The organism is Halorubrum sp. LN27, from assembly GCF_016635065.1.
Lineage (GTDB): Archaea > Halobacteriota > Halobacteria > Halobacteriales > Haloferacaceae > Halorubrum > Halorubrum salipaludis.
Window position 1 is genome coordinate 751,757 of sequence record NZ_JAEPET010000001.1, and the last position, 20,051, is coordinate 771,807.

Sequence of the window (20,051 nt, forward strand, 5' to 3'; positions counted from 1 at the left end):
ACCGCGCGCCGCGCTAGCCGAGCACGAACACGAACAGCGCGACCCCGGCGGCGAGCGTTAAGAAGAGGACGCTCCGGCCGATCCCGGTCCGGATCTCGACGTCGACGCCGGCGCGTCCGAGCGCCTCCCGCGGGTGCATCGCGGTCCACTCGACGGCCGCGACGGCGTTCATCACCGCGCGGTCGACGGCGGCCCACAGTTCGGTGACGCCCCAGATCGAGCCGCGGGCGAGGTAGAACACGGCCGGGTACGTCACCGCGTCGGCGTCGGGCATCCGGTGGGCGAGCCAGCCGAGGGGGCGCTTCAGCGCGAAGAAGCCGATGAAGCCGGCCCCCATCAGCCACGCCGACTCGGTCAGGTGGCTCGTGCTGTAGGGGTGGAGCTCCGACGCGACCTCGGCGGTGAACGGCATCAGGTCGATGAGGTAGCCGTAGGTGAACGGCGTGCCGAAGAAGACGCACGCGCCGCCCGCGAGCAGCATGCCGGCGGTCTGGAACGGCGTGGCGTCCTTCGGCGACAGCGTCGCCGAGCCGTGGAAGAACATGTAGTAGCCGAGCTTGATGAACGACATGAACGTCCCCACGCCGCCGAGGATGAGCAGCCACCAGAGCAGTCCCTCCCCGAACAGCAGCTCGTAGTTGTGGACCTCGTGGGCGGAGTCGATCACCATCCCCTTCGAGATGAACCCGTTGAACCCCGGCACGGCCGTAATCGAGGCCGCGCCGACGAGGTAGACGAGGAAGGTGACCGGCATCACCCGCCACAGTCCGCCCATGTCCCGGATGTCCTCGACGCCCGTGCGGTAGATCACGACGCCGACCGCCATGAACAGCAAGCTCTTGTAGAGGACGTTGTTGAACAGGTGCGCGAAGCCGCCGGTGACCGCGAACTCGCCGACGTAGGTCGCGAGCCCGAACCCGGCGAGCATGTAGCCGAGCTGCGCCTGGATGTGGTACGACAGCAGGCGCCGCGGGTTGTACTGCAACAGCGCGAAGAAGGCGCCGTAGACGGCCATGAACCCGCCGAGGTACGCGAGCCACATCCCCCCTTCTGGGAACGCGCGGTACATCACGTACGCGGCCGTCTTCGTCGTGAACACCGAGAGGAACACCGACGCCGCGACGTGCGGGCGCGGGTAGGTGTCCGGCAGCCACGTGTGCAGGAAGATGAACCCGCAGTTGACGCCGATCCCGATCGCCGCGAGCAGCGTCGCGGAGGCGTGGATCCCCGTCGTCGACGAGAACAGGAAGATCTCGGCGGCGGGCACGCTGCCGAGCATCGACGCCCCGTGGACGACGACGGCGCCGAGGAAGAACGTCCCGCCGATCCCGTGGAACAGCGCGTAGCGGTAGCCGGCCCGGACCGCCTCCCCGCCGTACTGCCACACCAGCAGCGTCGAGGTGACGGCCATCAGCTCCCAGAAGAAGATCAGGGTGAGCCAGTCGCCGGCGTAGATCGTCGCGACCGTCGAGGAGACGTAGATCAGCGCGAACGCGGTCACCCACGTCGGCGCCTCCGTGCCGTACGCGTACAGCACGGCCGCGGTCGCGAGGAACCCAACGACGACCCCCATCAGCAGCGAGAACTGGTCGACGTTGAAGAAGACCACGTCGAAGCCGAACAGCTGCGTCGCGAGGTGCGCGCCCGTCCCCCCGTCGCCGAGCAGGACGGCCTGGACGAACGTGAAGGCGGTCGCCAGCGCGGCCGCCGCGTGGCCGAGCCGGCGCGGGAGCGCGAGCACGGCGAGCGCGGCGACGGCGAGCAGCACGTACGGCGGCACCGAGGTGAGGACCGAGTTCATGGCCGCATCACCTCCTCCGGAAGCCGCGTGTCGACGATGAGCTCGATCAGCTCCAGGAAGCCCATCTCGTAGGGGATCACGCCGAGCAGCACCGCGAGGCTCATCGCGGTGAGGATCGGAGCGAGCATGAACCAGGTGGACTCGCGCCCGCGGAGGGCGTCGAGACCGGCGACGTGCTCCCAGCCGCCCGCGGGCGGTCCGCCGGCGTGGCCGTGGTCGTCGTGGTCTGCGTGGGTCGTGTCGTCGTGGGCGGTTTCACCGCGACCGGCGTCATCGCCGACGCGGTCCGGCTCGCTGCCGCCCCCGTCATCGTCGTCGCTCCGACCCACGCCGAACGGCACGTCCGCGTCCGACGGGCGCTGGTCGACCGCGTAATCACCCGTGTCGACGCGCTCCGCGGGCTCGGAGAAGTCCCGGTCGCTCGTGTCGAAGTCCGGGCGGACGACCCCGTCCTCGTCGGTCGGGAGGTCGTCCATCTCCGCGTCGGGGATGTCGGAGTCGTCCGGCACCTCGGCGTCGTCGGACTCCGCGTCCCCGGCGTCGACCGCCGAGTCGCCCTCGGCGCTCTCGACGACCTCGTCGATGTCGGCCTCGTCGTCTTCTTCTCCGTCTTCGTCCTCTGGTCGCCCCCCGTCTGTCGCCGCGTCATCAGCTTCGCGACCCCCATCGGTCGCCGCCAGCGTCGACCGCGACTCCCCGCCCATCCGGAAGTCGACGAGCGGCTTCGCGTCGTGGGCGTCCTCCGCCTCGAAGAAGGCGGTGTAGATCACCGGCCAGAAGTACGCGATGTTGAGGACGCCGGAGAGCAGCAGCGCCCCGACGAGGTAGTAGGCGACCGGCGTCAGCTCGGCGCCCATCCGGACCCCGCCGATCAGCATGTAGTACTTGCTGACGAACCCGGCGAGCAGCGGGATCCCCGCCATCCCGAGCGAGGCGACGGTAAAGGCCCCCATCGTCAGGGGCATCCGCTTGCCGATCCCCGCCATCTCGGAGATGTAGTCGGTGTGCGTCGAGACGTGGAGGTTCCCCGCACAGAAGAACAGGGTGAGCTTCATGAACGCGTGCGCCGGGATGTGCAGCAGCGCGCCGACGAGCCCGTACCAGCCGAACAGCCCGAGCCCGAGGATGATGTAGCTCAGCTGGCTCACCGTCGAGTAGGCGAGGCGCTGTTTCAGGTGGTCCTTCCGCAGCGCGATGATGGAGGCCGCGGTGAGCGTGATCGCGCCGATCGTCGAGAGGACGAGCCCGGCCGAGAAGCCGAAGGGGAGCGAGAGATCGAAGACGAGCTCCGGCCCGAACACGTCAAGGACGACGCGCGAGACGCCGAACGCGCCGGACTTGACGACCGCGACCGCGTGGAGCAGCCCGGAGACGGGCGTCGGCGCGACCATCGCCTCGGGGAGCCACTGGTGAAGCGGCATGATGCCGGCTTTCACGCCGAACCCGATCGCGAGGAGGAAGAAGGCGAGCATCGCGAGGCCGGGGTCCGCGTTCGCCAGCTCCTGAATACCGCCGGCGGTGAACGAGACGTTGCCGGCGATCAGGTAGACGAGCGCGGTTCCGGCGAGGACGAGCACGCCGCCGCCGAACATCGTGTACGCGAGATACTTCCGGCCCGCCGCGCGGGCCTCGTCGGTCTCGTCGTGGGCGACGAGCGGGTACGTCGCGATCGAGAGGATCTCGTAGAACACGAAGATCGTCACGAGGTTGCCCGCGAACGCGATCCCCATCGTCGCCGACAGCGACACCGCGAACGCGGCGAAGTACCGCGTCTGGTTCGTCTCGTCGTTCCCGCGCATGTAGCCGATGCTGTAGAACGACGTGACGATCCAGAGCCCGCTCGCGAGGAACGCGAACAGCATGCCCAGCGCGTCGGCGCGCAGCACGAACTCGATGCCGGGCAGGAACGCCCCGAGCGACCACTCGAACACCGCGCCGTCGAGGACGGCCGGCAGCATCGAGGCAACGATCGCGAACTTCGCGACCGCCGCCGCGATCGTCCACCCCTCGCGGACGTTCGGGGAACGGTACGACGCGACGATGAAGAACGCCGCGACGAACGAGACCAGGACCGCCAGTAGGGGTCGTAGATCGGTTATGGGTACGTCAGTCATGCGAACACCTCCGTGAGGAACGGGTCGAACCACTCGAACAGCGCGTAGCCGGCGAACCCGAGCGCGACGGTCGCGAGCGCCGCGAGGACCAAGATCACGAGCGGGGCCGAGGGCACGCGGTCGGGAACGAACCGCGATCGCGGCGCCCCCTCGACCGGCGTGAGGGGGGCGTCGCTTTCGGTCCCGGATCCGGCGGCGGCCGCCGGTTCGCGGCCGCCGTCGGCAGCGACGCCGGTGCCGTGGGCGTCTTGGTGGCCGTCGTCACCGTGACCGTCCTCGTCGTGCCCGTCACCGTGGTCGCCTTCGCCGTGACCGTCGGAGAGCCCGACGCCGGCGAAGTAGAACCGCTCTATCACCCGCGCGACGTACGACAGCGTGAACAGCGTGCTGACGAAGATCACGGCCGCGATCCCGATCCCGGCCGGGTCACCGCCGTCCAGGCTCGCCTCGACCGCGCCGACGCCGATGTACCACTTCCCGAGGAAGCCGATCGACGGCGGGATCCCGACGAGGCCGAGCCCGAGCAGGGCGACCGCGCCGGCCGTGTACGGCGCGGACCGGGCCGCGCTCGCGAGGTCGTCGAGCTCGCGGGCGCCGTAGCCGAGCGCCAGCAGCCCGATCCCGAGGAACAGTCCGAACTTCAGGAGTCCGTGGCCGACGAGGTGGACGATCCCGCCGAGCAGCGCGGTCTCGTTCGCGAGCGCGACCGCGGCGACGATCATCCCGAACTGGGCGACCGAGGAGTACGCGAACATCCGCTTGAGGTCGGACTGCATCGCCGCGAGCGCGGAGCCCGCGAGGATCGACGCGCCGGCGACGATCAGCATGACCGTCGTGATCGCGTCGTTGGCCGCGAGGAAGTCGACCGTGAAGACGGTGTACGACACCCGGATCAGCGCGTACGCGCTCGCGGTCGACACGAGCGCGGCGACGATCGTCGTCACCGCGTCCGGCGCGCGCTGGTACGCGTCCGGCTGCCACGCGTGGATCGGGAACACGGCGATCTTCAGGCCGAGCCCGGCGACGATCAGCGCGTAGCTCGCGCGGATCAGCGGGTCGGCGTAGCTCGCCTGCTCGACGATCTGGACCTGCATGTCGAGCATGTTGAGCGTCCCCGTCGCGAGGAACGCGTAGCCGACGCCCAGCAGGTACAGCGAGGCGCCGACCGTCCCCACCACGAGGTACTTCAGGGAGGCGTACGCGCTCGCCCCGGACCGGTCCGCCGCGATGAGCGCGTACGTCGAGATCCCGACGATCTCGAGGAAGACGAACATGTTGAACAGGTCGCCCGTGAGCACGAGCCCGGTGAGCCCGCCGACCAAGAGCAGGTAGCCGCTGTAAAACGAGTTGCCGCGCGGCCCGGCGACGCGCGCGAACGCGAGCGTCGCCAGCGAGACGGCGGCGACGAGGGCGAGCACCGCGACCGACAGCTCGTCGGCCACCAGCTCGATCCCGATCGGCGGCTCGTACGTGCCGAGCGCGTGCGAGAGCGGCCCGTTTCGGGCCACCTCGACGCCGATCGCCGTCGCGAGCCCGGCGAGGGCGGTCGTCGCGACCGCCGCCACCGGCCACCCCGCGCGCTCGTACTTCAGGCCGAGCGCGAGCGGGAGCGTCGCGGCGACGAGCGGGAGGGCGATGGCGACCGGGAGGAGCACGTCACTCATCCGTCTCACCTCCGTCGGCGACCGCTGACTCGTCGGCCGGAGTCCCGCCGGCGCCGGCGCCGCCGAGCGCCGGCCGCTCGGGGAGCGACCCCTCGTCGCGCAGCAGGTCGCGGAGCACGTCGGTGCGGAGCGTCCCGTACTCGTCGTAGATGCGGATACAGAGCGCGAGCCCCACCGCGGTGAGGCTCACGCCGACGACGATGGCGGTGAGCACGATCACGTGCGGGAGCGGGCTGACGAACGTCTGCGTCTCGGCTGCCCCCTCGGAAATGATCGGGATCGCGCCGCCCTCAACGTACGCCGAGGTGATGAAAAGCAGGAATATAGCCGTCTGAAACAGGTTGAGACCGATTATCTTCTTCACGAGGTTGGGGTTGGCGATCATCATGTAGAGGCCGATACACAACAGGAGCGCGAACGCGACGTACGCGTGTCTCGTCGTCAACACGTCGACCGCCGAGGCGGCCGCCGTCCCGGAGGCGAGGACCGAGACGAGGGCGGACGCGGGGGCCGAGGCGGCGCCGACCGCGGCGTCGAGAGCGCCCGTCATCGGTCACCCCCGGCGTCGGCCGACTCCCCGTCGAGCGAGCCGTCCTCGTCGAGCGAGCCGTCCTCATCGAGCGATCCGTCCTCATCGAGCGATCCGTTTCCGAACCCGCCGTTCTCGGTGGCGAAGCCGTTCGCCAACAGGAAGAACAGCCCCATGAGCACGCCGGCGACGATGGGCGCGATCCCAATCACCTCCACGCCCTCCATCCCGTACTTGACGGGGTCGAGGATCGGGATCGGCAGCAGGTCGTACTGGAGGAACGCCCCGCCGAGCGCGACCGGGACGAGCCCGATCCCGGCGAACGCGAGGGCGCCGCCGACCGCGAGTGCGACGACGACGGTGTTCGCGAGCCAGTCGCGCGTCGACTCGATGCCGAACGCGAACGCGATCATGAACACCACGGCGGCCATGATCGCGCCGCCCTGAAACCCGCCGCCGGGCGAGCCGCTCCCGTGGAAGGTGATGAAGAGGCCGAAGGTGAACGCGAACGGCGCGACCACCTTCACGGTCGGCATGATCACCTGGCTCTCGGTGTAGGGCGTCCCCTGCCGCGCGTCCGAGTCGAGCCGCCCCGACCGGGGGGCGGCGCGGTGCGGCGGGAGCTCCTCGCCGGCCCCCTCGTCCGTCGAGGCGTCGGCGGTCGCGTCGACCGGGTCGTCGGTTGCTGTGTCGGTCATGTCGGTGTCGTCGACGGCGTCGCTCATGCGAACACCTCCCGGTGGAGCACGAGCAGCGCGGCGATTCCGCCGGCGAAGACGACGACCGCCTCGCCGAAGGTGTCGAATCCGCGGAACGCCGCCAGCACGGCCATCACGGTGTTTTCCACGTGGGTCTGTGCGTACGTCTCCGCGAGGTACCACTGCGTCACGTCCGGGTTCGACCAGACCGGCGCGTCCGGCGAGCCGATCGCCGGGATGTCTCCCATGGTGAGCAACAGCCCGGCGAAGAGGAACCCGGCGGCGCCGGCGGCGGGGAGGTTCACCGATTCGAACGCCGCCTCGTGGTCGATCCTGGTCGTCTTCGCGAGCGTCAACAGCAGGAGGACCGTCGTCACGCCGGCGGAGATCGCGGCCTCCGTCAGCGCCACGTCGGGCGCGCGGTAGAACGTGTACAGTGCGGCCATCCCGAGGCTGTACGCCCCGAAGACGATGACCGCCGCGAGCACGTCCCGGGCGAACGCGGTCGCGAGCGCCGTGAGCACGACGAACGCGAGCAGGCTCGCCTCGATCGCGGTGACCTGCGCGACGACCGGGGCGGCGGAGAGGGGGCCCGCGGAGGCGGGGACCGCGGCGGCCGACCCGCCCGCGAGGGAGAGCGCGCCCGTCATCGGCGCTCGTCCCCCTCGGTCCACGGCACGGTCCCTTCCTCGAAGGCGGCCCGGGCGATCGCGTGGGCCGCCGTCGGGTTCGTCACGAAGATGAAGAACAGCAGGAGCACGCTCTTGACTCCGGCCGCCTCCCAGCCGATCGTGAGCGCGACCGCCGCCAGCCCGAAGCCGGCGCCGAGCGTGTCCGCCTGCGAGGCGGTGTGCGCCCGCGAGTACACGTCCGGAAGCCGGAGGACGCCCGTCATCGAGACGAACGTGAAGAACAGCCCGAGCAGCGTGAACGCGACGACGAGCGCCACGCGGGCGGTCCCGAGCGCGTCCATCACAGCACACCACCCCGCTCGACGGTGAACTTCGAGATGGCGATCGCCATCAGGAAGTTCAACAGCGCGTACACTAAGGCGATGTCGAGGAACGTCGGCTCAGAGAGCGCGGCGCTCAGGATGGCGAGGATGACGACGGTGTTCGTTCCGAGCACGTTCACCGCGAGCACCCGGTCCTGCATCGTCGGCCCCTTCACGGCCCGGTAGAGCATCCCGATCGCGAGCACGGTGAACCCCGCGGCCGCGAGAAGCAGGAAGTCGCCGACGGTGTAGCCGGCGACGAGCGCGGCGTCGACGACGCTCATCCGTCGGTCACCTCCGGCGTCGCGGCGTCGCTCCCTTCGTCCGGTTCGGGCGGCGTCTCACCGCTCTCAGAGGGCTCCGCGCCGCCGTCGGCCGCGGCGATCGGCAGCTCCTCGGTCGCGTCCGGCCCCTGCAGGATCGCGCAGTCGTCGCGCTCGCGCGGGGTCGGGAGCCGCGCCGACGCCCGCCCGTAGTAGACGAACCGCGTCCAGCGCTCCAGGGACCCGTCGAAGAGCCCGTCGCGGGCGGACGGGATGAGCGAGTGGACGTACAGGTCGCTGTCGCGAGCGCGGACCGTCAGGGTCCCGGGCGTCAGCGTGATCGAGTTCGCGAGCGTCATCAGCGGGAGCCCGCTGCCGACGATCACGCGCATCCGGTTCAGCGTCGGCTCGATCGGGAGCCGCGGGTCCAGTATCACCCGGGCGATCTCGACGTTCGCCTTGACGATCTCGAAGAGGAGGACGGGGACGTAGATCACGCCGCGAACCACCCGCATCGGCGTCCGCGGAATCGCCGGTTCGGTGTCGATGCTGACCCGCGAGAGGGTGATCGAGACGATCGCCGCGGTCGCGATACCCGTCACCCAGTCGAACCAGTAGAACGGGTCGCCGAGCAGGAGGTAGAAGGCGAGCGAGAAGCCGAACATCGCGACGAACCGGCCCCCGGTCGCCTCGCTCCGGAGCCGCTCGCGCCGGGTCGGTCGGGTCACCGGCGCCGTCTCGACGGTCAGTGAGGTGTTCGACAGCGCGAACTCCAGCGGCTGGAGCAGGGTGGTGTTGCCGACGGGCGTGTACTCCGGGTCGAGCAGCACCGCGCCGGCGTCGTGCTCCTTCGCGTAGGCGGCGAGCACGCGGACGTAGTCGTCCGGCCCGAACAGGTACTCGTCGGCCCCGATGAGCTCCGTCGCCACCGTCACCGGGGGACGGTCCCCGTCGAGGTCGTCGAGGTCGGAGTTCGCCCACGCCTCGGCGCGTTCGAGGACGCGCTCGGCCTTGGCCGCCCGACTGTCGGCGTCGGGGTCGCCGTTCCGCCACGACGCGATCTCCACGAGGTGGATCGTGGAGAAGCCGTCGTCGACCGCCGCCTCGACCGCGTACGCGATCGTCGCCCGGAGGGTGGGCGTCGGTTCGACGGGCACGACGAGTCCCCCGGTCGGCGCGGCCGGAGCGCCGCGATCCGCGTCGTCGCCGGAGCGGTCGGCGGCGTCGCCGCCGGCGGTCCCGCTGCCGGCCCCCTCGTCGTCGGCGTCGCCGGCGGCGTCGGTGTCAGCCACCCACCACACCTCCGACGGAGCCGAGTTTCGCCGTCTCTATGCACATGTGTATCTCTGTCCCGATCCTTTCTCTACCGCCTCAAAACAGTTTGTATCCGCGACGGTTTCGGGGCGAGCGAGGGGTGCGGACCCGTCGCCGCGGATCGGCCGGTCGCTACGCCGACCGACCGAGCTCCGCGGCCAGCCGGTCGGCGATCCGGCCGGCGACGGCGTCCTTCGAGCCGACCGCCTCCTCGGGCTCGGTCCCCTCCTCGCCGACGAGGAGGACGCGCGTCTCCTCGGCGCCCATCACGCTCGCGTCGTTGGCGACGACGAACGCGAGGCCGACCCGATCGCGGATCCGCGCCGCCTCGGCGATCATCGCGTCGTCGTCGCCGGACGTCTCGGCTTTGAACCCGACGATCGGGAGGTCCGGGTACGCCTCCCGCACCGAGTCGATCAGCTTCGGCGTCGGCTCCAGGTCGACCGACAGCGGCGACCCGGACCGGATCTTCTGATCGACCGCGTCGGCGGTGAAGTCGGAGATGGCCGCCGCGGAGATCAGCGCGTCGGCGGTGGCCGCGGTCCGGCGGCACGCCTCCATCATCTCCGCCGCGGTCTCGACAGCGACCACGTCGGCGTAGGGGACGTCCGGACCGTCCTGCACCAGCGTCACGGTCGCGCCCCGGACGTACAGCGCCCGGGCGACGGCCCGGCCGGTCTTCCCCGACGCGCGGTTCGTTAAGATTCGGATCGGGTCGATCCGCTCTTTCGTCGCGCCCGCGGTGACGACGACGTGGGCCCCCGAGAGCGACCCCGGCGTCGCCGCGCGGGCGACCTCGGTCACGATGTCGTCCTCGGCGGCAATCTTCGCCTTCCCCTCCTCGATCCGGGGGTCCGCGAACCGGACGCCCCAGTCCTCCAGCCGGTCGAGCGCATCCAGCACGCCCGGGTGGTCGTACATCGGTTCGTGCATCGCCGGTGCCATCACGACCGGCACGTCGGCGCCGAGCGCGGTCGTCGCGCAGGTCGTGACAGGGGTGTCGTCGATCGCGGCCGCGACCTTCCCCGCGGTGTTCGCGGTCGCGGGCGCGAGGAGGAGCACGTCGGCCCACCCCTCGCGGCCGCACAGCTCGACGTGTTCCACGCTCCCGGTGATCTCGGTGACGACGGGCTCGTCGGTCGCGAAGTCGACCGCCCACGGGTGGACGATGTTCGTCGCCGCCGGGGACATGACGGCGCGGACGCTCGCCCCGTGGCGGCGCAGCTCGTGGGCGAGTTCGACGACCTTCACCGCCGCGATGCTCCCCGAGACGCCGAGCGCGACGTTGACCCCCTGTAGCATTACCGAGAGGGTTCCGGCCCCGGCGGCTTATAAGGTGTCGTTGCGGAACGCCGTCCCTCCGCGGTCGCCGCGCCGCCGGAGAGCCGGCGGCGTCGGCGGCGAGCTACTCCTCGGCTTCGGCGGCGAACTACTCCTCGGCGTCGGCCGCGGGCTACTCCGCGATCTCGACGGTGATCTCGTCGCGCTCGACGGCCAGTTTAAACGTCGGAACGGTCCGGTACACCACCTCGACCACGTTCTTCCGTTCGAGGCTCCGGAGGGCGCGCCGAACCTCGTCCACGTCTGGGTCGAGGTCGAACGCCTCGCGGACCGCGTTGAGCACGGCCACGACCGACTGCGACCGCTCGTCTGGGCCCGCCACGACCTCGAACACCCGGGCCTCCAGCTCGGGGACGCGGATCGTCTCCGGCGCGCCGCCCTTGGCGACGGCGTCGGCCTCGATCCCGGGCTCGACGTCGACGAGGTCGTTCGCCTCCGCGGTCGACCGGATCAGGCTGTCGTCGTCGCGGTAGTAGTACTCCTTGAGGTGGTTCTCGAGGTACTGGTGGACCTCGCTGCCGCTCTCCAGGTCCCACGCGTCCTGCAGCTCGCCGTTCTTCGTCGGCTGGAGGCGGACGACGTCGGCGAGCCGGCTCCGCTCCTCGTCGGTCAGCGCCATACGTGGTCGTTCACCGGGGCGGGTATGGACGTTCCGGATCGCGATCCGGGCCGACGAGGTAGAATAAGGGGTCGGCCGCCGCCGTCATGATCGGTTCGGCCGACCGGTCCAGTCGATCACCGGTCCGAGTCAGGAGCTCGTCGAGTCGTCCGCGCTCTCGTCGGCCGCTCCCTCGTCGGCCGCGCTCTTGTCGTGCGCGTCTCCGGACTCGTCGTCGACGCCCCATCGCTCTCCGATCGAGTGGCCCTGCGAGCCGGCCGCGTCGATCGCGGTGGGCCCATCAGCGTCCGTGGGCGCGTCCGCGGATTCGCCGGGGTCATCACCGGCCGACGGCTCCGCCCCGTCCGCGTCTGTACCCGGGCCGTCGGCGTCTTCAGTCGGGTCGTCTCCCGCCGATTCGGACCCGGAAACCCGGTCGGCGACGAGCTCCGAGAGCGGGTCGACGGTCACGGTCAGCCGGGCCACGACGAAGACGAGCGGGACGAACGACGCGACCAGGAACGCCGCGTCGTACGCCCACGCGAACCCGTCGATCAGGGGGACGACCGCGCCGGCGAGCCCGCGGTGGGCGACCAGCACGGCTGCCAGCACGACGAGCCAGTAGGCCAATGCGCCGGCGTTCTCGGCGATGCGCTCCACGTGGTCGGCGGCGTCGGTCCGGTGGAGTGCGGTGCGCGTCAGCGAGGCGACCTTCGGCGCGGCGAACAGGAGGAGGGCGACGACCGCGACCGTCACCACCGCGCTGGCGACCGCGGCGAAGGTGACCGGCGTGAGCGGGACCAGCCGGTCGACGCCCGGCAGCAGCGTGAACAGGTACAGAACGCCCACCAGCGCGAGCGCCGCGATGGCGATCCGACTGGCGGAGCGAACGCTCTCACGATCGAACGCGTCCGTCGTCGATTCGGTTTCGGTCATGATGCGCTCGGGAGGAGGGGCGGGAGGCACATAACCTGACGAGACGCTCAACGCGGTTTTAGGCGGATTAAGAGCCGGCGGAAGCGACGTTCAGCTGGCGTCTTCGACCGCGCTCGCGGCGCGGATCACCGTCTCCTCGTCGAACTTCGGCCCGACCAGCTGGAGGCCGACGGGCAGGCCGTCGGCCTCACCGGCGGGCACCGAGATCGCGGGGAGGTTCGCGAGGTTCACGGGCGTCGTGTTCGCGTCCGCGAGGTACATCCGGAGCGGAGCGTCGAGGCTCTCGCCGAGCTCGAAGGGGAGCACCGGCATCGTCGGCGACGCGATCACGTCCACGTCCGCGAACGCCTCCTCGAAGTCCCGCCGGACCCACGCGCGGGCGTCCTGCGCCTTCTTGTAGTACTTGTCGTGATACCCCGCCGAGAGCGCGTACGTGCCGAGCAGGATCCGGCGTTTGACCTCCGCGCCGAACCCCTCCTCGCGCGTCTCCGCGAACGACTCGTTCCAGTTGCCGTCCGACTCGGCGCGGTTCCCGTACCGCACGCCGTCGAAGCGCGCGAGGTTCGAGGACGCCTCCGCCATCGCGATGACGTAGTACGCCTGCACCGCGTGCTCGACCGAGGGCAGCGATATCTCGGTCGTCTCCGCGCCCCGGTCTTCCAGGTCCGCGATCGCGGCCTCGACCGTCTCGACGACGCGCTCGTCGGCGCCCTCGAACAGCTCGGTGGGGACGCCCACCGTCAGCCCGTCGACGTCGCCGTCGGCGGCCGCGGCGTAGCTCGCGTCGGGGTCCGCGCCCTCGACCTCGCTCAGGTCGCGCGTGGTCCCGTCGTTGGGGTCGTCGCCGGCGATGGCGTCGAGCGCGGCCGCGGCCTCCTCGACGGTGCCCGCGATCGGGCCGATCTGTTCTAAGGAGTTCGCGTACGCGACGAGCCCGTACCGCGAGACGAGCCCGTAGGTGGGCTTGATGCCGACGACGCCGCAGAAGGCGGCCGGACACCGCACGGAGCCGCCCGTGTCGGAGCCGAGCGCGACGTCCGCGTCTCCCGCGGCGACCGCGGCCGCCGATCCGCCGGAGGAGCCGCCGGGGACGCGCTCCGGGTCGGCCGGGTTCTTCGTGGGGCCGAACGCCGAGGTCTCCGTCGTCGTGCCCATCCCGAACTCGTCCATGTTCGTCTTGCCGACCACCGTCGCGCCCGCCGCCGTGAGGCGATCGACGACCGTCGCGGAGTACGGCGGGACGTAGTCCGCGAGCATCTCGGAGCCGCAGGTCGTCCGGATCCCCTCGGTGGAGATGTTGTCCTTGACCGCGACGGTCTTGTCCGCGAGGGGGCCGTCGGCGTCCGCGTCGCCCTCGATCGTCGCCTCCGTGATGAAGGCGTTGTAGTCGGCCGCCATCTACGACACCTTCGGCCCCACGAAGAAGCCGTCTTCGGTCTCTTCGGCGTTCGACAGCGCTTCCTCCTGGGAGAGCCCCTTCTCGACCTCGTCGGGGCGCATCACGTTGACGAGCTCCTCCTCGCGGTCCGTCTCGGGCACCTCGTCGAGCGCCTCGAAGTAGTCGAGGATGTCGCCGAACTGGTCGGCGAACGCCGCGACCTCGTCGTCGTCGAGCCGCACCCTCGCGAGCTCCGCGACGTGTCGGACCTCCTCGGCGTCGACGGCGCTCGCGGCGTCGTCGCCCCCGTCGGGCGCCGCCTCCGCGTCATCCGTCGACTCGGACGTATCGCTCATACGCGGAGGTGTCGCGCTCCGGGAGTAAGGGTTTCGGAACGCCGCATGGGCTGGCACCTCCCGCTGAAAAATCCGGGGTTCAGTCGCCCTCGTCGGCTCGGACCGTCACCACCGGCGGGTCCGCCAGCCGAACCACCTTCTCCGCGACGCTGCCGAGCAGGTATCGCTCGACGCCGGTCCGGCCGTGCGTCCCCATCACCACGAGATCGGCCCCGTTCTCGTCGGCGTACTTCAGGATGGCCGAGTGCGGGGTCCCGTGTTCGACGGCGGTCACCGTCTCGACGTCGCCGAGGGCCGACGCCGCCTCCTCGACGACCTCTTCGGCGCGGTCGGAGAGCACAGCGCGGCGCTCCTCGACGTCGCTCCGGTCGCCGACCATCCCCCGCTCGCTCCCCTCGACGCCCTCTCCGCTCAGTCCCGACCCCTCGTCGGCGAGGAAGGCGCCCGCCATCCCCGCACCGAGATGCGTCGTATCGACGACGTACAGGACGTGAACCGCCGCGTCGAACGCGGACGCGAGTTCGCGGACGTGCCTCGCCGCCGTCTCCGACCCGGTGCTCCCGTCCGTCGGATACAGTATGGTGTCGTACATCCAACCACCAAGTCGGAATTTCGGACAGTGTCGGCAAAAAACCCCCGCAGATCCTCGATATCGCGCGATTCACCCGACTGCGCGACGATCCCTCGCAAAACGGGCGCCGCGCTGGCCGATGTTATAAGAGGTCGTTCGACACCAGCCGGTCGACCGCCTCGCGGAGGCGCTCCTCGCTCGCGGCGTAAGAGATCCGAGCGTACCCCGGCGCGTTGAACGCGCTGCCGGGGACGCAGGCGACGGACGCCTCCTCGATGGCGGCCTCGCACCAGGCCTGGTCGTCGTCGTCGACGGGGATCATCATGTAGAAGGCGCCGTCGCCGACGTCGACGTCGACGCCGTGCTCGTCGAACAGGTCGACGAGGAGGTCGCGGCGGTCCCGGAACGCGTCGCGCATCTCCGTCACCGACTCGTCGGTGTTCTCCAGCGCCTCGACGCCCGCGCGCTGGACGAAGTTGACCGCACAGGAGACCGAGTGGGAGTGGAGCTTGCCGGCCTGCCCGACGAACTCCTCGGTCGCGTGGAGGTAGCCGAGCCGCCAGCCGGTCATCGAGTACGCCTTCGAGAAGCCGTTGACGGTGATCGTGCGGTCCGCCATCCCGTCAAGGCTCGCCAGCGAGACGTGGTCGGCGTCGTAGACGATCTGCTGGTAGATCTCGTCCGAGATCACGGCCACGTCGTGTTCGACCGCGAGGTCGCGGACGCCCTCCAGGGCCGTCTCCGAGAAGACGGCGCCCGTGGGGTTCGACGGGGAGTTGACGACGAGCAGCTCGGTGTCGTCGGAGACCGCCTCCGCGAGCGCGTCGAGCGCCGGCTCGAGCTGGAAGCCGTGCGGCGCCAGGTCGATCCGCGAGAGGTCGGCGCCGGCGAGCTTCGCCATCGCCTCGTAGGAGACCCACGCCGGATCGAGGAGGACGACCTCGTCGCCGTCGTCGATCAGGGTCTGGAACGTCTCGTACAGCGCCTGCTTGCCGCCGGGGGTGACGACGACCTCGTCGGCGTCGGCGTCGATCCCGTCGTCGCGGAGCTTCGCCGCGATCGCCTCCTTGAGCTCGGGGATCCCGTTCGAGGAGGTGTAGCCGGTGTGGCCGGCGTCGAGGGCGTCCTTGCCCGCCTCGACGACGTTCGCCGGCGTGTCGAAGTCGGGCTCGCCGACGGAGAGGTCGACGATGTCGGCGCCCTCGGCCTCCTTCTCCGCTGCGAGGTTCGATATCGCCAGCGTGGCGCTGGGCTCTACGCGTCCGATCCGCTCTGAGAAGTCGTATGCGTCGCTCATTGTGATGTGGTGAATCGTGGGTGCCGGTCAGTCGAGCTCCTCCGCGAGGTCGATCGCCGCCTCGGCGGCGTCCGCGCCCTTGTCGATGCGCTCGCGCGCCTCCGCGCCGGACATCCCCGGCCCGCTCACGCCGAACGTGACGGGGGTGTCGCGGTCGAGGCTCACCTGCGTGAGCTTGTCGGCGGTCGCGTTCGCGATCACGTGATCGTGGTCGGTGTCGCCGGTGACGATGGCGCCGACCACCGCGACGGCGTCGACGTCGTCGCGTCGCGCGAGCCGGTCGGCGGCCAGCGGGCTGTCGTACGCTCCCGGCACGCTCAGTTCGTCGACGACGACGGCGTCGCGGTCGGCGGCCGCCTCCCGGGCGGCCTCGGCCATCGGCTCCGTGACGGAGTCGTTGAACCGCGCCACCACCAGTCCCAGCGAGACCATACGCTCGCTCGCATCGGGGACGGCAAAGGTCTACCGTTCGACCGCAGGGTTGCCGGTCGAACGCGATCGAGAGAGATGAACATGACTGAATGTACTTATAAACGGCCAATAGCGGTGGCGCGCGCCTCCGAGCGGCCGACAGGCCGCGAGGAGCGCGTGCGAGGGACGCGGCGAACGCGAGCGGCGAAGCCGCGAGCCGTGAGCCGCGAGGCTGGGGAGGCGTGAGGCTGTGCAGTGCCGTGCGGGCTGGGGCTTTGGAGGAGTTCACCGCGAGGTAACAGACGCAGTCGGTCGATGGTCGAGAAAGAACGACAGCGACCCGGACGCCTTAGTTCGCGACCTTCGCCTCGAACTTCTCGCGCACCTTCTCCATCTTCGGCTTCGCGTGGAAGGTGCAGTAGGCGTCGTCGGGGTTCTTCGCGAAGTAGTCCTGGTGTTTCTCCTCGGCGCGGTAGAACGTCTCCAGCGGCTCGATCTCGGTCACCACGTCGTCGTCGTACTCCTCGTCGAGCGCGTCGACGTACGCCTCAACGATTTCGCGCTGCGCCTCGTCGTGGGTGAGGACGATCGAGCGGTACTGGCTCCCCACGTCCGGGCCCTGGCGGTTGAGCTGGGTGGGGTCGTGGATCTCGAAGAAGGCCTCCAGCACCTCGTCGTAGGCGATGACGTCGGGGTCAAACTCCACCTGGACGACCTCGGCGTGGCCGGTGTTCCCGGAGCAGACCTGCCTGTAGGTGGGGTCGTCGACGTGACCGCCGGCGTAGCCGGAGGTGACCGACTCGACGCCGGCGAGCTGTTCGAGCGCCGCCTCGACGCACCAGAAGCACCCGCCGCCGAGCGTCGCGGTTTCGAACTGATCGGACATACTCGTCGCAAGGGCTCGGAGACGTATTAATCACGCGCGCTTATGCGCGATCAGTGGTCGATTCAGAGAGTTCCTGTACATAAGCTGGTGACTTTGGATCGACGATGAAGACCTCCAAAGCCCCAGCCGCTCGGTGATACGCGGTTGTCGTCGAGCTAACTGCGAAGGCCCCCAAAGCCCCAGTCGCGAGGCGGACAGACGCTCGCTGCGCTCCTCGTCACTCGCTGCGCTCCTCGTCACTCGCTCCGCTCGTTCCCTGCGGTGCTTGCGTCGTCATCAGAACGCGAAGCGTTCTGATTGGCTCACGAGAGCGGAGCTCTCGTGAACGCCTCTGTCCGCCTCGCGACTGCCCCTTTGAGTCCCGCCCTGACAGCACCGCAGCCTCACGCCTCCCCAGCCTCGCGGCTCACGGCTCGCGGCTTCGCCGCTCGCGTTCGCCGCGTCCCTCGCACGCGCTCCTCGCGGCCTGTCGGCCGCTCGGAGGCGCGCGCCACCGGGATCGCTTGTTACGAACCCTCTTCGGACTCAGTTTTTAACCCACCGAGCCACCATCCAGTCCTATGGACGAACTCGCGGACCTGACCGAGACGCTGGTCGCGATCCCGTCGCACGAGGACGAGACCGCCGCCGGCGACGCGATCGCAGAGTGGCTCCGCGCGGAGACCGACGCGCGGGTCGACCGGGACGCGGTCGGCAACGTCATCGCGTATAAAGGCGCGACCGACGACCCCGACGCCGACACGCTCGCCTTCGTCGGCCACCACGACGTGGTCCCGCCCGCGGACCGCCAGACAGCGGGGGACGGAAACGCCGGCGACTATGTCGTCAACCGTCGCGACGGTCGGATCTACGGGCGCGGCGCGGCCGACATGAAGGGCGCGGTGGCGGCCTGCATGCTCGCGTTCCGCGACGCGGAGCCGCCGGCCGGGCGCGAGCTCGCGGTCGCCTCGTTCGTCGGCGAGGAGGTTGGCGGGACCGGCGCGCGCCACGCGATCGACGAGGGGTTCGTCCCCGACCGCGCGGTCGTCGCCGAGGGGTCGACGGACTACTCGAAGCCGGGCGTCACCGACGTGGCGGTCGCGCACAAGGGCCGGCGCGCGTCGACGCTCGTCGCGAGCGGGACCGCGGCGCACGCCTCCGAGCCCGCGGCCGGCGAGAACGCGATCTACCGCGCGAGCGACGCGATCGACGAGGTCCGCGGGCTCGACGCCCCGGAGTCCACCGTCTTCGGCGAGCGCGTCTCCGGGTCGCTCGCGGTGACGATGGTCCACGGCGGCGAGACGTGGAACGTGATCCCGGAGCGCTGCGAGGTGACGATCGACGAGCGCACGGTCCCCGGCGACCGCGCGGACATCGGCTGCGCCGCCGACGCGGTCGAGGGGGTCGCGTGGGAGGTCGATCAGGACCTCCCGCCCATGGCCTGCGGCGACGACGCCTTCGCCGACGCCGCGCTCGCGGCGGCCCGCGAGGTCCACGACGACCTGGGCCTCGACGCGCCCGAACACGTCGTCAAGCCGCACGCGACCGACGCGGGGTGGCTCGCCGAGGCCGGCGCGGACTGCCTCGTCTGCGGGGCCTCCGAGCCCGGCGAGGCGCACACCGACACCGAGAGCGTCGGAATTGACGTGCTGGAGCGCTGCTACCGGATCTACCGGGCGATCGCGGACCGCGAGTGACGAGGCGACGACCCCCGTCGGGGCGGTCCGCTCGGCGCGGGGGATCGGGCCCGTATGGAAGGGGTTTTATGCGGGCCGGAGATAGTGTGCGCCACTATGGGAGACAAGTCGAAGGCTCAAAAGAAGCGTCTGGCGAAGGCGGAACGCCAGAACACCCGCGTCCCCGCGTGGGTCATGATGAAGACCGACATGAACGTCACGCGAAACCCCAAGCGGCGCAACTGGCGCCGGAACGACCTGGACGAGTAAATGTCGACGAGTGATTTCGAGGAGCGCGTCGTCACCGTCCCGCTCCGCGACGCCAACGACAAGCCGGTCCAGGAACGCGCCGACTTCGCGATGAAGATCGTCCGCGAACACCTCGCGCAGCACTTCTCCGTCGACGAGGAGGAAGTCGTCATCGACACCTCGGTCAACGAGGCCGTCTGGGCGAACGGGCGCCAGAACCCGCCGAGCAAGGTCCGCGTCCGCGCGGCCCGGTTCGTCGAGGACGGCGAGCCCGTCGTCGAAGCCGAGCACGCCGAGTAACGTGTTACGGGCGACCTTCACCGGCTCGTCGTACGTGGGCGTGTTCGCCCGCGCGATCGACGACACCCTGTTGGTCCGGCCGGACGTCGACGAGGACCTCGCCGAGGCGCTCGGCGAGGAACTGGGCGCTGAGCCCCTCCTCACGACGGTCGGCGGCTCCAACACCGTCGGCTCCCTCGCGACGGGTAACGAGAACGGGATTCTCGTCTCCGCGCGGGTCAGAGAGCGCGAGAAGTCGCGGATCGCCGAGGCCGCCGACCGCGAGGTGGGCGAGCTTCCCGGCGAGATCAACGCGGCCGGGAACGTCGTCCTCGCGAACGACTACGGCGCCTACGTCCATCCGGACCTCCCGCGCGAGTCGATCGTGACGATCAGAGAGACCCTCGACGTCCCCGTGGTCCGCGGCGACCTCGGCGACGTGCGGACGGTCGGCACCGCCGCGGTGGCCAACAACACGGGCGTGCTCTGTCACCCTCAGTCGACCGAGTCGGAGCTGCAGGCCGTCGAGGAGGCGCTCGACGTGCGCGCCGACCTCGGCACGATCAACTACGGCGCCCCGCTCGTCGGCTCGGGGCTCGTCGCCACCGACGAGGGGTACGTCGTCGGCGAGGACACCACCGGCCCCGAGCTGGGCCGGATTGAGGAGACGCTCGGCTTCATCGACTGAGCGGGCGTTCGGTACTCTCGCAGTTCGAT

The 20,051-nt window shown here is 70.4% G+C and carries 22 protein-coding genes; 4 read left to right on the plus strand and 18 right to left on the minus strand.

Going from position 1 to position 20,051, the window contains the following annotated elements; translation table 11 throughout:
• Positions 1-13: 13 nt before the first annotated feature.
• The 18 genes from JIN95_RS03630 to msrA form a co-directional block, all read right to left on the minus strand.
• A complete protein-coding gene (locus JIN95_RS03630) occupies positions 14-1,801 on the minus strand; it encodes a Na(+)/H(+) antiporter subunit D (RefSeq protein WP_200530536.1) in 1,788 nt (595 codons plus the stop codon).
• Positions 1,798-3,915, minus strand: a complete 2,118-nt coding sequence (locus tag JIN95_RS03635) for a cation:proton antiporter (RefSeq protein ID WP_200530537.1) — start codon at positions 3,913-3,915, stop codon at positions 1,798-1,800. The genes JIN95_RS03630 and JIN95_RS03635 overlap by 4 nt, the downstream gene beginning before the upstream one ends.
• The gene (locus JIN95_RS03640; protein WP_095636570.1) at positions 3,912-5,579 is read right to left on the minus strand and encodes a proton-conducting transporter membrane subunit; all 1,668 of its coding nucleotides are present in this window, start codon (positions 5,577-5,579) and stop codon (positions 3,912-3,914) included. The genes JIN95_RS03635 and JIN95_RS03640 overlap by 4 nt, the downstream gene beginning before the upstream one ends.
• Positions 5,572-6,129 carry a cation:proton antiporter subunit C gene (locus tag JIN95_RS03645; RefSeq protein WP_200530538.1) on the minus strand — a complete coding sequence of 186 codons (558 nt, stop codon included), beginning with the start codon at positions 6,127-6,129 and terminating at the stop codon, positions 5,572-5,574. Before JIN95_RS03645 ends, JIN95_RS03640 begins: the two co-directional genes overlap by 8 nt.
• Positions 6,126-6,833 carry an MnhB domain-containing protein gene (locus tag JIN95_RS03650; protein ID WP_200530539.1) on the minus strand — a complete coding sequence of 236 codons (708 nt, stop codon included), beginning with the start codon at positions 6,831-6,833 and terminating at the stop codon, positions 6,126-6,128. The genes JIN95_RS03645 and JIN95_RS03650 overlap by 4 nt, the downstream gene beginning before the upstream one ends.
• Positions 6,830-7,456 (minus strand): DUF4040 domain-containing protein, encoded by a 627-nt coding sequence (locus JIN95_RS03655; protein WP_095636572.1) that lies wholly within the window; start codon positions 7,454-7,456, stop codon positions 6,830-6,832. The genes JIN95_RS03650 and JIN95_RS03655 overlap by 4 nt, the downstream gene beginning before the upstream one ends.
• Entirely contained in the window at positions 7,453-7,779 is a 327-nt protein-coding gene (gene mnhG / locus JIN95_RS03660) for a monovalent cation/H(+) antiporter subunit G (RefSeq protein WP_095636732.1), read from the minus strand. The genes JIN95_RS03655 and mnhG overlap by 4 nt, the downstream gene beginning before the upstream one ends.
• Positions 7,779-8,084 (minus strand): cation:proton antiporter, encoded by a 306-nt coding sequence (locus tag JIN95_RS03665; protein WP_004050115.1) that lies wholly within the window; start codon positions 8,082-8,084, stop codon positions 7,779-7,781. Before JIN95_RS03665 ends, mnhG begins: the two co-directional genes overlap by 1 nt.
• Positions 8,081-9,355 (minus strand): monovalent cation/H+ antiporter subunit E, encoded by a 1,275-nt coding sequence (locus tag JIN95_RS03670; RefSeq protein WP_233138936.1) that lies wholly within the window; start codon positions 9,353-9,355, stop codon positions 8,081-8,083. Before JIN95_RS03670 ends, JIN95_RS03665 begins: the two co-directional genes overlap by 4 nt.
• 154 nt (positions 9,356-9,509) lie before the next feature.
• Positions 9,510-10,679 carry a bifunctional phosphopantothenoylcysteine decarboxylase/phosphopantothenate--cysteine ligase CoaBC gene (gene coaBC, locus JIN95_RS03675; RefSeq protein ID WP_200530540.1) on the minus strand — a complete coding sequence of 390 codons (1,170 nt, stop codon included), beginning with the start codon at positions 10,677-10,679 and terminating at the stop codon, positions 9,510-9,512.
• A gap of 151 nt (positions 10,680-10,830) precedes the next feature.
• Entirely contained in the window at positions 10,831-11,337 is a 507-nt protein-coding gene (locus tag JIN95_RS03680; protein ID WP_095636574.1) for a DUF5797 family protein, read from the minus strand.
• 129 nt (positions 11,338-11,466) lie between these two features.
• On the minus strand, positions 11,467-12,252 hold the full coding sequence (locus JIN95_RS03685; RefSeq protein WP_200530541.1) for a hypothetical protein: 786 nt from the start codon (positions 12,250-12,252) through the stop codon (positions 11,467-11,469).
• Between the two features lie 90 nt (positions 12,253-12,342).
• A complete protein-coding gene (gene gatA / locus JIN95_RS03690) occupies positions 12,343-13,650 on the minus strand; it encodes an Asp-tRNA(Asn)/Glu-tRNA(Gln) amidotransferase subunit GatA (protein ID WP_200530542.1) in 1,308 nt (435 codons plus the stop codon).
• A complete protein-coding gene (gene gatC / locus JIN95_RS03695; protein ID WP_095636577.1) occupies positions 13,651-13,986 on the minus strand; it encodes an Asp-tRNA(Asn)/Glu-tRNA(Gln) amidotransferase subunit GatC in 336 nt (111 codons plus the stop codon).
• 79 nt (positions 13,987-14,065) lie between these two features.
• Positions 14,066-14,578 (minus strand): universal stress protein, encoded by a 513-nt coding sequence (locus JIN95_RS03700; protein ID WP_095636578.1) that lies wholly within the window; start codon positions 14,576-14,578, stop codon positions 14,066-14,068.
• A 121-nt stretch (positions 14,579-14,699) separates the two neighbouring features.
• Positions 14,700-15,854 carry a pyridoxal phosphate-dependent aminotransferase gene (locus JIN95_RS03705; protein ID WP_095636579.1) on the minus strand — a complete coding sequence of 385 codons (1,155 nt, stop codon included), beginning with the start codon at positions 15,852-15,854 and terminating at the stop codon, positions 14,700-14,702.
• 27 nt (positions 15,855-15,881) lie between these two features.
• Positions 15,882-16,286 (minus strand): 6,7-dimethyl-8-ribityllumazine synthase, encoded by a 405-nt coding sequence (gene ribH, locus JIN95_RS03710; RefSeq protein ID WP_095636580.1) that lies wholly within the window; start codon positions 16,284-16,286, stop codon positions 15,882-15,884.
• A 328-nt stretch (positions 16,287-16,614) separates the two neighbouring features.
• Positions 16,615-17,151: a peptide-methionine (S)-S-oxide reductase MsrA gene (gene msrA / locus JIN95_RS03715; RefSeq protein WP_095636581.1), complete on the minus strand. Its 537-nt coding sequence runs from the start codon at positions 17,149-17,151 to the stop codon at positions 16,615-16,617.
• Positions 17,152-17,711: 560 nt separating this feature from the next.
• Between msrA and JIN95_RS03720 the strand changes: the two genes are divergently transcribed.
• From JIN95_RS03720 to JIN95_RS03735, 4 genes are all read left to right on the plus strand, one after another.
• The gene (locus tag JIN95_RS03720; RefSeq protein ID WP_200530543.1) at positions 17,712-18,827 is read left to right on the plus strand and encodes a M20/M25/M40 family metallo-hydrolase; all 1,116 of its coding nucleotides are present in this window, start codon (positions 17,712-17,714) and stop codon (positions 18,825-18,827) included.
• 96 nt (positions 18,828-18,923) lie between these two features.
• Positions 18,924-19,076, plus strand: a complete 153-nt coding sequence (locus tag JIN95_RS03725) for a 50S ribosomal protein L39e (RefSeq protein ID WP_004050128.1) — start codon at positions 18,924-18,926, stop codon at positions 19,074-19,076.
• A complete protein-coding gene (locus tag JIN95_RS03730) occupies positions 19,077-19,355 on the plus strand; it encodes a 50S ribosomal protein L31e (RefSeq protein ID WP_004050129.1) in 279 nt (92 codons plus the stop codon). It abuts the gene before it with no gap.
• 1 nt (position 19,356) lies between these two features.
• The gene (locus JIN95_RS03735) at positions 19,357-20,022 is read left to right on the plus strand and encodes a translation initiation factor IF-6 (protein ID WP_200530544.1); all 666 of its coding nucleotides are present in this window, start codon (positions 19,357-19,359) and stop codon (positions 20,020-20,022) included.
• Positions 20,023-20,051 lie beyond the last annotated feature (29 nt).